Annotated in this window: 11 protein-coding genes; 3 read left to right on the top strand and 8 right to left on the bottom strand. The window is 47.4% G+C overall.

Translation table 11 applies throughout. The features are described 5' to 3' along the window. Positions 1-5: 5 nt before the first annotated feature. The 3 genes from GOU96_RS10985 to vctA all read right to left on the bottom strand — a co-directional run bounded on the left by GOU96_RS10985 (position 6) and on the right by vctA (position 3,826). A complete protein-coding gene (locus tag GOU96_RS10985) occupies positions 6-1,199 on the bottom strand; it encodes an acetate/propionate family kinase (protein ID WP_267783090.1) in 1,194 nt (397 codons plus the stop codon). A 269-nt stretch (positions 1,200-1,468) separates the two neighbouring features. Continuing rightward, positions 1,469-1,789 carry a DUF2218 domain-containing protein gene (locus tag GOU96_RS10980; RefSeq protein WP_258502795.1) on the bottom strand — a complete coding sequence of 107 codons (321 nt, stop codon included), beginning with the start codon at positions 1,787-1,789 and terminating at the stop codon, positions 1,469-1,471. Positions 1,790-1,846: 57 nt separating this feature from the next. Next, positions 1,847-3,826: a TonB-dependent iron chelate receptor VctA gene (vctA, locus tag GOU96_RS10975; protein ID WP_114710680.1), complete on the bottom strand. Its 1,980-nt coding sequence runs from the start codon at positions 3,824-3,826 to the stop codon at positions 1,847-1,849. A gap of 86 nt (positions 3,827-3,912) precedes the next feature. Between vctA and GOU96_RS10970 the strand changes: the two genes are divergently transcribed. Then, positions 3,913-4,929, top strand: coding sequence for a helix-turn-helix domain-containing protein (locus GOU96_RS10970; protein ID WP_001181425.1), 1,017 nt, complete (start codon positions 3,913-3,915; stop codon positions 4,927-4,929). A gap of 45 nt (positions 4,930-4,974) precedes the next feature. On the opposite strand, the gene vctC is transcribed toward GOU96_RS10970, so the two are convergent. From vctC to GOU96_RS10945, 5 genes are all read right to left on the bottom strand, one after another. Continuing rightward, on the bottom strand, positions 4,975-5,739 hold the full coding sequence (vctC, locus tag GOU96_RS10965) for an iron chelate ABC transporter ATP-binding protein VctC (protein ID WP_000615308.1): 765 nt from the start codon (positions 5,737-5,739) through the stop codon (positions 4,975-4,977). 2 nt (positions 5,740-5,741) lie between these two features. After that, positions 5,742-6,692 (bottom strand): iron chelate uptake ABC transporter permease subunit VctG, encoded by a 951-nt coding sequence (vctG, locus tag GOU96_RS10960; protein ID WP_001154099.1) that lies wholly within the window; start codon positions 6,690-6,692, stop codon positions 5,742-5,744. Beyond that, positions 6,682-7,620 carry an iron chelate uptake ABC transporter permease subunit VctD gene (gene vctD / locus GOU96_RS10955; protein WP_000735135.1) on the bottom strand — a complete coding sequence of 313 codons (939 nt, stop codon included), beginning with the start codon at positions 7,618-7,620 and terminating at the stop codon, positions 6,682-6,684. Before vctD ends, vctG begins: the two co-directional genes overlap by 11 nt. A 52-nt stretch (positions 7,621-7,672) precedes the next feature. Next, complete coding sequence (gene vctP, locus GOU96_RS10950) at positions 7,673-8,584, bottom strand: iron chelate ABC transporter substrate-binding protein VctP (RefSeq protein ID WP_000842240.1); 912 nt, start codon at positions 8,582-8,584, stop codon at positions 7,673-7,675. 405 nt (positions 8,585-8,989) lie between these two features. Further along, a complete protein-coding gene (locus GOU96_RS10945; protein WP_000336884.1) occupies positions 8,990-9,748 on the bottom strand; it encodes a class II glutamine amidotransferase in 759 nt (252 codons plus the stop codon). Positions 9,749-10,340: 592 nt separating this feature from the next. Between GOU96_RS10945 and GOU96_RS10940 the strand changes: the two genes are divergently transcribed. Both GOU96_RS10940 and prtV read left to right on the top strand, forming a co-directional pair. Next, positions 10,341-10,613 (top strand): hypothetical protein, encoded by a 273-nt coding sequence (locus GOU96_RS10940; RefSeq protein ID WP_184478431.1) that lies wholly within the window; start codon positions 10,341-10,343, stop codon positions 10,611-10,613. An 84-nt stretch (positions 10,614-10,697) separates the two neighbouring features. Then, positions 10,698-13,454, top strand: a complete 2,757-nt coding sequence (gene prtV / locus GOU96_RS10935) for a M6 family metalloprotease PrtV (protein ID WP_258502802.1) — start codon at positions 10,698-10,700, stop codon at positions 13,452-13,454. Positions 13,455-13,456 lie beyond the last annotated feature (2 nt).

Raw genomic sequence — 13,456 nt, 5'->3', positions numbered from 1 at the left:
AATAATTACAGCATCTCAACCGACTGCTGGGCAATCACGAATTCTTCGTTGGTTGGGATCACGATGGCTACGGCGTTAAGCAGCTCAGATTTTGCGATAATGCCCGCTTTACCAAAACGCGCTGCTTCGTTGCCTTTTTCGTCTTCAACGAAACCAAGCAGTTTTAGGTTGCCGAGAATTTCGCGGCGAATCGGCAGTGAGTTTTCACCAATACCACCGGTGAAGATGATCGCATCCAGATGATCTAGCGGGATCAGGTAAGAGCCGATGTATTTGGCGACACGGTAAGTAAACACTTCAAACGCCAGTTTCGCCCCTTCGTGACCGTTTTCCATCGCTTCCAAAATACCGCGAGCATCTGAAGTCAGGCCGGATACCCCCAAGAAACCGGATTTCTTGTTCAGAGTTTCAAAGACTTTCTCTTGGCTCCAGCCTTTTTTCATCAAAAATTCGATGATGCCGGGATCTAAGTCGCCAGAACGTGTACCCATCATCAGACCTGCCAATGGGGTGAAGCCCATGGAAGTATCGACCGATTGACCGTTGCTGATCGCACAAACTGAAGCGCCGTTGCCCAAGTGAACCGAGATGAAGCTCGCTTGCTCAATCGGCTTGTTGAGCATATTGGCCGCTTCACGGCTAACGTAGTAATGGCTGGTGCCGTGGAAACCGTAGCGGCGGATACCGTATTGTTTGTACAGTTCATGAGAGATAGCACCAGTGAATGCCTTTTTCGGCATCGTCTGGTGGAAGGCGGTATCAAACACAGCGAACTGTGGCAAGCTTGGGAAAGCCGCCATCGCCGCTTGGATACCTTTCGCACCGGCCGGGTTGTGGAGCGGAGCAAGATCGGACAAGCTTTCGATTTCTGCCAGTACTTCTTCATCAATACGAACGGTCGAGGTGAATTTCTCACCGCCGTGCACAATACGGTGTCCTACCGCTACTAAGTCTTGAGCGAAGCCCAAGCTTTCCATTAAGCCCACAATGCGGTTGATCGCATGTTGGTGATGATGATCGGCGGCGGTAATCGCCTCTTCCGTTTTCTCACCCTGATATTTCCAACTGATCACAGCTTCAGGCATGCCGAAGCACTCGCCGAGGCCTGAGATCAGAGCGTCCCCCGTTTGGGAATCAATCACTGCAAATTTCAATGATGAGCTACCAGAGTTTATGACCAACACATACGAGTTCGACATCGGGGCTGTATCCTGTTTCAGACGTTAAGGGGAAGCGTTTTCGCTTCGTCATTATAGAGATAGCATTATTCAATAATTTTTGAATCTTTCAACTTTGTTTTAGTTTTTTGTGCGATAGAAACGTTTTTTTGTTGATCTTAAGCAAGAAGAGATTTCTTTTTAGCCGAGAAATATTTCAATTTTTCATCAAAGAAAACAGCGTTCGCCGAAGATGACGAACGCTGATGCAGTATAGGATGAATGCCGAGAGGCAAGATGATGCAGAGCCACTATGCAAGCAGTGTCGTTTGCCATTCCAGTGCAATGGATTCTCGGCGTGAAAACATATCGATATGCGAATCGATCACCGCGCGTTGTGCGGCCACATTTTGCTCGCTGTCCCCCTGACAAACAAACGTCAGCGTTTGGTTTCTCTCACACACGGTTAAGGTGGTCACTCCCACAGGAAACTCGATTTGCCCTTGTGTTTCATCCCAAGTCGCAGGGACTTTGCGGGCAAAATGGCGACATAAGGTGACTAAATATTTGACCACATGCTCAGAGTGCAACGTGGCTTGGGATTGGTACAACGCTTGAAATTGAGACGACATAACAAAATCTCCAGTGCAAAAGCCCGCACAAAGCGGGCTTAAATAGAGTAAGAATGATTAGAATTGGTAAGCGGCGGATAGCTTATAGCTGCGTCCCGGCTCTCTGTCATCCAAAGTGAAGCCGCGAGCAACTCCCAAACGTGAAGCATGAGAGGTGTACAGCTCATCAAACACGTTATCCACGCCAAACGTCAGCACTAGGTTCGGGACGGAATATGGCGTCCACTGTGCATACAGGTTATGCACGTCATAGCCTTCTTTCTTGGCGGTGCCAGCCACTACGTTGTCTTCATCCAGAACCACTATTGAAGTCCAGCCAAACAGGGTATCAATCGAATCCGCTTGATAACCCAAGCTGAGCGCGATGCTGTCACCCATATCGGCACTGCCACCAACAGAATTGAGCATTGGGCCACCCTTGGTCACATCGTTCGCATCCGAATGTGCGTAAGAGAGCTTAGCGCTCGCGGCTTGGTAAGCGTAGGTTGTGCTCAGTTCGAAACCTTTGATTTCCATATCCCCTACGTTACTGATCAGGTAACTATCACTGGTACGAATATGGTCATCAATCTGGGTTTTAAACAGGGTGAAGTTGGCACCCACAAAGTGCTCGCCATAAGTTTTATCAAAGCGCACGCCACCTTGGGTGTTTAAGCCCGTTTCAGGTTTGATGTTATCCGCTAAGCGAGCTTGATCTTGGTAACGAACAAAGGTCTCCAGCAGCTCTGGGCCTTTGAATAGCGAGCGGGCGTTGGCAAACAGCGTCCAATCACTGGTCACATCCCATTCCGTACCCAGTGACCAAGTCACCTCATCAAAATCTTTCGTGCCTGTCATGGCTTTACGTTTGAAATCATCAAAACGCAGACCGGCGGTCACTGACCAAACGTCATTTACATACAGTTTGTTCTCCGCAAACACAGCGGTAGAAACTGCAGATTCTTCCATAAATGGCGTGCTACCGTAGGTCGCTTTGCTGGTTTGATCGACATAATCCATACCATAGCTTACTTGGTTACGGTGCGCGGCCAGTTCGTAGTCAGATTGGAAGAGCGCGTTGATGCCAACATTGCGGTTTGTCGCTGTATTGCGTGAGACACGGTTACCCGGCCAAGCGCCTGCCATCACACTTTCATCACGATCAATTTCGGTTTGGCTACTGTAGAGGGTGACTTTGCCGCGATGCTTATCTTGCTTGAGTTCATAAGAGCCAGTGATGGTATCGCGATCATAATGCGTCGGAATCAAACGGTTTTTGGTCAAACCTTCGTTGGCGCTTCCTGCCATATCAGGGCGTGGGCTATAGTCCCCTTGATCACGATAGACATCATAGGAAACTTGGAATCGATGACCAACAGCTGGTTCAAAGCCGACTTTTGCAAGAACGTTATAGGTATCCCCTTTCACGCCAAAAGTTTCTTTACCGGCACCATCTTCAAAGTTATCGCGTGAGATACCTTGACCATAAACCATGGCGTCAACCGTTTCGCTCAATTGACCGTAAACCGTGAGTGAACCTTGCTGGTTATCGTTTGAGGCATAACCGCCGAAGATACGGGCACCAAACTGCTCACCACCCACCAGCAGATCTTTCGCATTCTTGGTTTCAAAATAAACCGAACCACCGAGGCCACTTTGGGTCACCGAGTTGTTACCCACCTGCACATCGGCTGATTTCAAAATGTCTGGGTTAAGCGTTAAGTTACCAATGTGATGGAACATATTGGCGTGCTGTGAAGCGCCATCCAAACGAATATCCAGGTTGGTTTCACCCAATCCGCGAATGTTAATTCGTTGGTTAACCGAGTGCGTTCCGCCTACATCAACCCCGGGAATATCACGCAGCAAGTCCGACATGTGATCGGCTTGTTTGAGTGATAGATCGTCCGTGGTGAGAGATTCCGAGCTGCTCGATACTTTCGTACCCCAGATCACCACATTTTCCTGCTCCGGTGTCGCTTTCTGCTCAGCAACCGCGTTGGCCGACATCGCGGCAGTGATCGCAAGCCATAACGCAGACTTCTTGCAAATATCCATACTGACTCAATTCCTCAAAAATACAAATGATAACGATTCGCATATATGTTAAATTGAGCTCAACCAATAGAGAAGTTGAATTGATTATGCAAAATCGCACATCAGTTATGGAAAACACGCAAAATCAACATAAGGTATTAACCAAAAACGGCGCACGCCAAACGGTCACCTTGTCACGTCATGTGGTCAAGGAACGAGATGAGCAAATTGTTGCGCAAAATTTGAATCAACCCGTGATGGCACAAGGCCACTTTGTGGAATACGTCAGTCCAAACGGGTTTACCTTGCATGGAGGGTCTAGCCTTGAATTGGCCGATTGCGATGTGATGACCACCAGCGCGCCAGCCCTTGTCATCATTCTCTTGCTGGAAGGCACCTTACGCTTTGCCTATGATGATCTCAAACTTGAATTGTGTGCCAATCAGCATCCACAAGCTTTGATGGTCAATTTGCAGCAGCCGTGCATCTTCCATCGCCGTCTGCATCAAGGGATGACAGTACGCAAACTCAACATCGTTTTATCGCCCGATACATTGCAAAAATTCGCGCAACACTCCTGCCCATTGCAACATTTTCTGCAACAAGACAAAGCACTGGTTCCACTTTCACTGAACGAGGAAAGTTGGCAAGCCGTTGAGTCTCTGCTCAACCGTCGTGTGATCCACACCATCAGTGCGCATATTGCTCGGGAAGCCACGGTTTGGCGCTTGGTGCATGACGCCGTGTTGCAATGCCCTGAACACGCCACCTCGTTATCTCAGCACCAAGAGGGACAATCTGAGCAATGGATTAATCAGTTGCTGCACTATATCGATCAGCATTTGCATGAAGAGATTTGCTTAGAGCAACTGGCAGAACGCCATGCGATGAGCGTTTCCAACTTACAACGCAAATTTAAAACTCGCCTGAATATGACGATTGCACACTACATCCGGCACCGACGGTTACAACTGGCGCGTCAGCAATTAGAGCGAGGTTTGGTCACCATCACAGAGGCCGCGTATGAAGCAGGCTACCTGCACCCTTCCAACTTTACCGCAGCGTTTAAAAAAGCCTTTGGTATCTCTCCGCAGGCTTTTGTGGAATTAAAACAGGCGGGTTAATTGCCATGATTCTGGCCAAGCTTATCCCCTACTTGTACTGCTGCCTCACGTCGGAAGAGTATAGAGACATAAGCGCTGCCCCTGCATCTCAATCACATTAAATGGGGTATCGTAAATGGCGCTCAACACTTCAGATTGGATCACATCACGCACCGAGCCTGTGGCTACGACTTCGCCTTTTTTCAATGCGACGATTTTATCGGCGTAGCAGGAAGCAAAGTTGATGTCGTGGATCACCACCACCACCGCCTTATTCAGCTCATGGGCTAAACGGCGCAGCGTAGACATGATTTGCAGCGAATGCTTGATATCCAGATTGTTTAACGGCTCGTCGAGGAAGACGTAATCGGTATCTTGCGCCATGACCATGGCGATAAACGCGAGTTGACGCTGACCACCACTCAGTTCATCCAGATACTGATACTGAATGGTTTCGAGATCGAGATACTCGATCGCTTGGTTGATGATCTGCTCATCTTGTGTGGTCAATTTTCCTTGGCTGTAAGGAAAACGGCCAAAAGCCGTCAACTCTCGCACCGTAAAACGCATATTGAGCACATTCGATTGACGCAACACCGCTAGCTTTTGGGCCAGCGCCTTGGTGTTCCACTCCACCAACTCACGCTGCTCAATCCAGACTTTACCGGCATCCCGATTGACCAAACGGCTCGCCATTGAAAGCAGCGTACTTTTGCCTGCGCCATTGGGGCCGATAATCGCCGTCACCTGCCCTTTATCAAACTGAGCACTGGCGTCATGTACCACGCGCTTGGTACCAAAATGTTTGGTGAGCTTTTCCAGTTGAATCATTGCTAAACCACTTTATTGCGAAGTAACAGCGAGAGGAAATAGATCCCGCCGATAAAATTGATCACCACACTCAAGGTGGTCCCGAAATGAAACACTTTTTCGATGATCCACTGGCCTGACAATAAGGCGCACACCGACATCGCCGACGTGGCAAGCAGCAAGGTGGAGTGACGATAAGAGCGGAACCATTCGCGAGTCAGGTTTGTCACCAGCAGCCCAAAAAATAGAATGGGCCCGACCAGAGCGGTGGAAATCGAAATCAGCAGCGCGCTGATCAGCAAAACATTACGCGTCACTTTGTGCACATCAACACCTAAACTCACCGCGTTATCTTTATCTAACCAAAACACATCGAGCACACGATGCTGACGGAACAGCAGCACGCAAGCCAATAGCAGCAGAGGCGACACCACATACACCAACTTAGTGTTGACGTTATTAAAGCTGGCGAACATGTTGGCCTGTACCGAAGCAAAATCGTTCGGGTCCATCAACATCACAAAGAAAGAGGCGATGCTGGAAAAAAGCTGGCCTAAAATCACCCCAAGCAGTAACAGCACAATCAAGTTGCGATGCCCACTTCGGAAATAAAAAGTAAACAGCAGCGTCGAGAAGCTGAGCATCGCCGCCACCGACAGTGAAAAATTCCAGTACACGTTCATCGCAATACTGCTCATGCCCCCAAACAGCACCACGACCAACACTTGGGTGAACATGTATAAAGCATCAAACCCCATGATACTCGGCGTTAAAATACGGTTATGGGTGATGGTTTGAAACGCCAACGACGACTGCGCAATCGCAATGCCAGCAAAGACCATAGCCAACACTTTCGGCACGCGACGCGATAAAAAATACTGGTAGTTGTCCGCATTGAGCCCGACGCCAATAAACAGCGCCGCAAACAGCAGAGAAATCGCGATCAGCAGCAGTAATTTCGTTCTATCCTGCATGACGCTGCCCTCGCAAAATCAAGGCAATAAACACCGAACCACCTAAAATACTGATGATCATAGAGATGGGGACTTCATACGGAAAGATGATGACGCGCCCCACTAAATCACATAACAACACGAACATCGCCCCGAAAATGGCAGTGCGCGGAATATTTTTACGCAAATTATCGCCGTAATAGAGGCTGACTAGATTAGGCACAATCAAACCCAAGAAAGGCAGTTGACCGACAATCATGACCACGGTCGCCGACATGATGGAGACTAAGGCCACACCGATGATCATGACCTGTTGATAATTCAAACCCAGATTGGTCGCAAAATCTTTTCCCATACCCACGGCAGAAATGCGTGCGGCATACAAATAGCTGAAAATAGCCACCGGGATTGCGATATAGAGCAGTTCAAAATCCCCTTTAAGCAGGTTGGCAAAATTGGCAATGGCCCAACCAGAAAGATTTTGGATAGCATCATATTTGTAGGCAATAAAGGTCGCCAAAGAGTCAATCACATTGCCAAAAATGATGCCGATCAGCGGCACGAAAATGACGTTTTTAAACTGAATACGCTGAATGAAAAACACAAAGACCAGCGTACCCAACATGGAGACGCCGAAAATCAACCAGAGGTTTTGACCATGGCCAAACAGAACTAGGCTAAGCACGTAACCGAGCATGGCACACTCAATCGTGCCGGAAGTCGACGGTGAGGCAAATCGGTTTTGACTCACTTGCTGCATGATAAGACCCGCGATGCTTAAACCCGCACCGGAGAGCAAAATCGCTAATAATCGGGGGACTCGGCTAGTCAGCAGTAACTGCCAAGCTGACTCATCACCTTGAAACAAGGCTGCGAGGGATAAATTGCCCACGCCAACAAACAGGGAACAAAAACTAATAACAACTAAAACAAGCAATAACTTTTTCAAAGTAAACCTCAGCCTGTCAGCAAGAGGAGAGTTTCCCCTCCTCCGTGCTTATTTACTGCATACCAACTGACGCTTTCATGTCGGCAACCATCTGCTCTGTCGCTTTCACGCCAGAGATAGCGATGTACCAAGCATTCACATCGAGATAAGCAATATGGCCGTTTTTGTAAGCTGTGGTGGCTTTAACCAGATCATTTTCAAAGGTTTGACGAATATTGGTTTCACCTTTAGTCACCACTTTATCTCGGTCAACCACCAGCAAGGTTTTCGGATTGTGTTCACGGATGTACTCAAATGAGATCAGATCACCATGGCTGCTCTCTTTGCTCACTGGCACGGTTTCACTAAATCCAAAATCTTTGTACACCGAAGAGAAGCGTGAATTGGCACCAAAAGTCGTCAGGTTGCCGCCAGAGCTCATGACCAACATCGCATCACTTTTATGTTGTTGGTTGTATTGCATGATGGATTTAAATTGCGCGTCAACTTGCTCAATTTTGGCCTCGACCGCAGGTTCAATCGCAAACACTTTGCCTAGGTTACGCCACTGCTGTTGAGTGCTTTCCCAATAACCTTGGTCAGCTTCAGCAGCAAAAACGATTGTCGGTGCAATTTTTGATAGCTCGTCGTAGCTTTTCGATGCACGCGGCCCAATCACAATCAGATCCGGTTTTTGGGTATAAATCGTTTCAAAATCTGGCTCAAACAACGAACCTGCACTTGGATACTTATCACTCTTGTATTTGGCAAGATAGTCAGGAGTACCATCAAATTTGGAAACGGCAACTGGCTCAATACCGAAACTGTCGATAGCGTCCAGAGCGCCCACACCAATAACCACTACACGTTGCGGTTTCTGCTCAAGGGTGGTTTTACCCAAGCGATGTTCAATCGTTACTGTCTCTGCTTGTGCAGCAAACGCAGCCAATAATCCTAATGCAGCCCAATGAATACGAGATTTCATATGTTCCTTCCGAAAGTGGTTGAGATAAGCAAGTGGAATCATTTTGATACTTATTCTCATTAAGAGAGTGCGTACTATAATCAAAACCAACTTGGCAATGCAACTGTGTGAGGGAAGATATCGTTGAACAATTTAGAAATGCGCAAACCCTCGCCAATTCTTATCAATAGCAAGGGTCTACAAGATTCATTTAATGAATTTGATTTATACCCAAACCACTTGAAGTTGCAGGTAGGCGGCAAGAGAGTGACAAATTTGTCTGGAACAAATTTGCACAGCCATCGGCTGGCCTTTGGTGAGAGCCAAGGATGGCTCTCATAATCCCCATGAGCATAGAGAGACTATGTGATTGGGGAGAACGAACGTAGCCAACACCGCTGCAGCTTCAAGTAGGAAGGGGATAGCTTAAATAAGGTATGACTGACACTCTGCTCCAAGCACATGCGTAATGGTTTGCGGCTCTACCAATAACCAATTAGGACAAGCATCCAAGGGCTCGGAAGCTAAGATGATTCCATCTTGCCAAGGTTTGCGGTAAACCGTCGGCGGTTGACCATCGGTACTGTAACGAACCAGCCAAAACTGTTGACCATCAGAGAGACAAATAGAGGCTTTAAACGGTAACACGACGCTTTTTACGACCATCAAGGCTTCTATTTCCGCAATGGTTTGACGAATGGATGCCACCGGATCTCGCTCTAAACCATTTTTGAGCATCAACAGGAAAATCAATTCGCTGTCCGTCGTACCGATGCGCCGAATGTATAAATGCTCAGGCAGTGAGCGCTCCAGCTCATATTTCACTGCGCAATAGTCACCAATTTGGCCGTTATGCAGAAACATCCAGTGGTTATACATGAAGGGATGACAGTTTGAACGCGATACTTGCGTGCCCGTCGATGAACGAACGTGAGCCATAAAGCGATGTGAGCGAATATGGTGAGCCAATGAGCGTAGATTCTCATCTCCCCAAGCCGGTAACACTTCGTGGAAGCGTCCCGGCGTGCTGCGCTCTGTGTACCAACCTAGGCCAAACCCATCCGCGTTGACCCGAGTTACCGCTTTACGCGCTTCCAGACTTTGGTGAACTAACGAATGCTCTGGTTGATAAACCAACTGCTCTAAATAGATGGGGCTCCCTTGATAAGCCAGCCAGCGACACATAACCACGTCCTGTAAAAAAGTATTTCTGATTTCAATAAAGCATGTTTAGTTACAGGGTGCAATACGGGGTGAAAAATATAACTGAATTCTAGCCAACGCTTGCAGTATAAGGCTTCAATCCGCTCTCGATTCGTCGCCCTATCCTCTCTTTGTGACCGATCAACACCGCTGCAGCTTCAAGTAGGAAGGGGATAGAGTGCACCAAAACCGCTCACACCACGACAGCGTCAAATCGAAACAAAATCGATGAAGCAAGATCAAATTATTTCCCTTTATTTTATCGTCAATCGAGTGATGGGATTTCGCATATATTGATAGCATGTTTAATTTTACTGATTATTTATTGTGCTTTAATTGCTTTATTTACCAGACATAACTAACAATTACGATATTTTATATCGACATAGATATCATTTATCCATGTCGTTATTGTGCATAGTTAATTGTCTTATTAGTCATTTATTCGATTGATGATTTGTTTACTGAATGTGTTGCAAATGTGATGCTATGCCAAACAATGAATAATTCAGGCTTGCTATGAATTATCGCCAACCATAAATTGTTACAAATACTTTACATATGGATATGTACTATGCGCACCCTATTTGGATTATGGGTAATCTGCTATTCCAGCTTATTATTTTCCAATGCTCAGCCTAATGATGAAAAGCTAATTAATGCCTTGATTGAACAAGGCATTATCTGCGAAGGGCTTTCTTATGAGCAGCAACAAAAAGCATTATCCCTCTACTTACAGCAAAGGTTTAATAATAAAAATAACGATATCAAAGCTGATAGCGAATCCTCTTCTTCAGGTGAAAACCCTGAATTAAAGCCACGCTGTATTAATCCAGAGTCGCCATAGCCATCACCCAATCTGGTTAACCGAAGATTGTTATTTTCGGCTGGCCTTTTCACACCTTAAATAAGGAAATATTAAGGAAATAAAATGAAAACGATCAAAAAAACGCTATTAGCTGCCGCCGTAGCCAGTTTTTTCAGCAGTGGATTATACGCTCAAACACCCATTGATTTAGGCGTGGTGAATGAGGATAAATTAATTGAAATGTTAGTCCGCACCGGACAAATTCCTGCCGATGCCTCTGACGTTGATAAACGTATTGCGCTAGAACGTTATCTGGAGGAGAAAATTCGCTCCGGATTCAAAGGTGATGCGCAATTTGGTAAGAAAGCGCTCGAGCAGCGTGCGAAAATTCTTAAAGTGATCGATAAGCAAAAAGGCCCGCACAAGGCGCGTGTTTTTGCTTTAGATGTTGGTCAAAAGCGTACGGACAAAGTGCTCGCGCTATTGATCGATTTCCCGGATCTCCCTTGGGATGATAACCGCCTGACGAAAGAGCATACTGAGATGCTCTACGATCGTTATGAGCCTTCTCACTACCAAGATTTGCTGTTCTCGGACAAAGGCTATACTGGTCCAAACGGTGAAAACTTTATCTCAATGCGTCAATATTACGAGAGTGAATCTGGCAACAGCTACAGTGTCTCCGGCCAAGCAGCAGGATGGTATCGTGCCTCAAAGAATGCGGCTTATTACGGTGGCAACTCTCCCGGTACCAATAATGATATGAATGCTCGGGAGCTGGTTCGCGAAGCACTGGATCAACTTGCGCGCGATCCAAACATTAACCTTGCCGATTACGATATCGAAGATCGCTATGACTACAACGGTAACGGTAATTTCCGTGAGCCAGATGGCGTGATAGATCACTTGATGATTTTCCATGCCTCTGTGGGTGAAGAAGCGGGTGGTGGTGTGTTGGGCGCGGATGCGATTTGGTCACACCGTTTTAACCTCGGCCGGTACCATGTTCTTGAAGGCACGAAAAGCAACGTTCCTGGACGCTTCAATGGCCAATTCGCTGCCTTTGATTACACCATTCAACCGATTGATGCGGCTGCCGGCGTGTGTGCCCACGAATATGGTCACGATTTAGGTCTGCCCGATGAATATGACACCCAGTACACAGGTACGGGAGAGCCTGTCTCTTATTGGTCAATCATGTCATCTGGCAGCTGGGCGGGCAAAATTGGCGGTACACAGCCCACCGCTTTCAGTTCATGGGCTAAGCAGTTCTTACAAAACTCGCTTGGCGGACGCTGGATTAACCATGAGCAGCTTTCAATTAATGAGTTAGAAGCCAAACCGCGCGTGGTTACGCTATTCCAAACCACAGATAACTCACGCCCGAACATGGTGAAAGTGACTCTGCCGATGAAACGGGTTGAAGGCATTAAACCTGCAGAAGGTGAGTTCTCCTTCTACTCGAACCGTGGCGATGATCTGAAAAACCGCATGAGCCGTCCATTGACGATCCCAGCAGGCAGCCAAGCCACGTTGCGCTTTAAAGCGTGGTTCCAGATTGAAAAAGATTACGACTACGCGCGTGTGCTGATTAACGGCAAACCGATTGCCGGTAATATCACGACGATGGATGATCCGTTTAAATCAGGTTTAGTACCAGCCATCTCAGGCCAATCTGATGGCTGGGTAGATGCGCAATTTGATCTCTCTGCTTGGGCAGGCCAAACCGTTGAACTGGCATTTGATTACTTGACGGATGGCGGTCTGGCCATGGAAGGTCTGTATGTCGATGACTTACGCCTTGAGGTGGATGGCAATCAGAGCTTGATCGATAACGCAGAAGGCACATCCAGCTTTGCGTTCCAAGGTTTCACCAAAAACGGTGGCTTCCACGAAGCCAATCACTATTACTTGCTGCAATGGCGCAGCCACAATGACGTTGACCAAGGCTTAGCCAATTTGAAACGCTTCGGGCAACTGATGTCATTCGAGCCGGGCTTGCTGGTGTGGTATGTGGACGAATCTTACGCGGATAACTGGGTTGGCAAACATCCGGGTGAAGGCTGGCTAGGCGTGGTCGATGCCGACCAAAATGCCTTAGTCTGGTCAAAAACAGGGGAAGTGGCACAAACGCGTTTCCAAGTGCGTGATGCAACCTTCTCACTGTTTGATCAAGCGCCGCTCAAACTGGTCACGGCTGATGGCAACACGCTGGAAGATATGAACTTAACCGCGAATGCTTCGTTCTCGGACGATCAAGATTACAGCTCGCCTCAAGCTCCAGATTCTGGCCGCAAAGTGATGCCATTTGGTTTGAAGATCGACCTGCTCTCACAAAGTAAAGAGAATGAGTACGGTGTTGTTCGCTTGTCGAAAGTCACCACGGAAAATATCGCGCCTGTGGCTCGCTTTGAACTGAAAGTCGAAGGGCTCTCTGTAACATCACAAAACACCAGTAGTGATAGTGATGGCAATATCGTCAGCTATTTGTGGGATTTTGGTAACGGTCAAACCAGTACCGAAGCCACTCCAACTTGGTCTTATACCAAAGCAGGCAGTTACTCTGTCACTTTAACGGTGACGGATGACAAAGGCGATAGCGATACTCATCAGCAAATCATTAAAGTGGACACACCGAATGCGTTACCACAAGCCAGTGCCAACTATATCCATTTAGGTCGCTGGGTCACCATGTGGTCAACCAGCACCGACAGTGATGGCCGCATTGTCGACACCGAATGGACACTGCCGAATGGTAAAATTAAGCGGGGTCGTATGTTTACTGCGATTTTCCCAAGCTATGGGCACCATGATGTGCAGCTCAAAGTGATGGATGACCGCGGCGCAGTCACCACCACCACCATCAAAGTCAAACTGTAATT

The organism is Vibrio sp. R-1 (genome assembly GCF_035615595.1).
GTDB lineage: Bacteria > Pseudomonadota > Gammaproteobacteria > Enterobacterales > Vibrionaceae > Vibrio > Vibrio cholerae.
The sequence above is the reverse complement of the archived record's forward strand: the minus strand, read 5'-3'. Positions and strand labels throughout refer to the sequence as shown.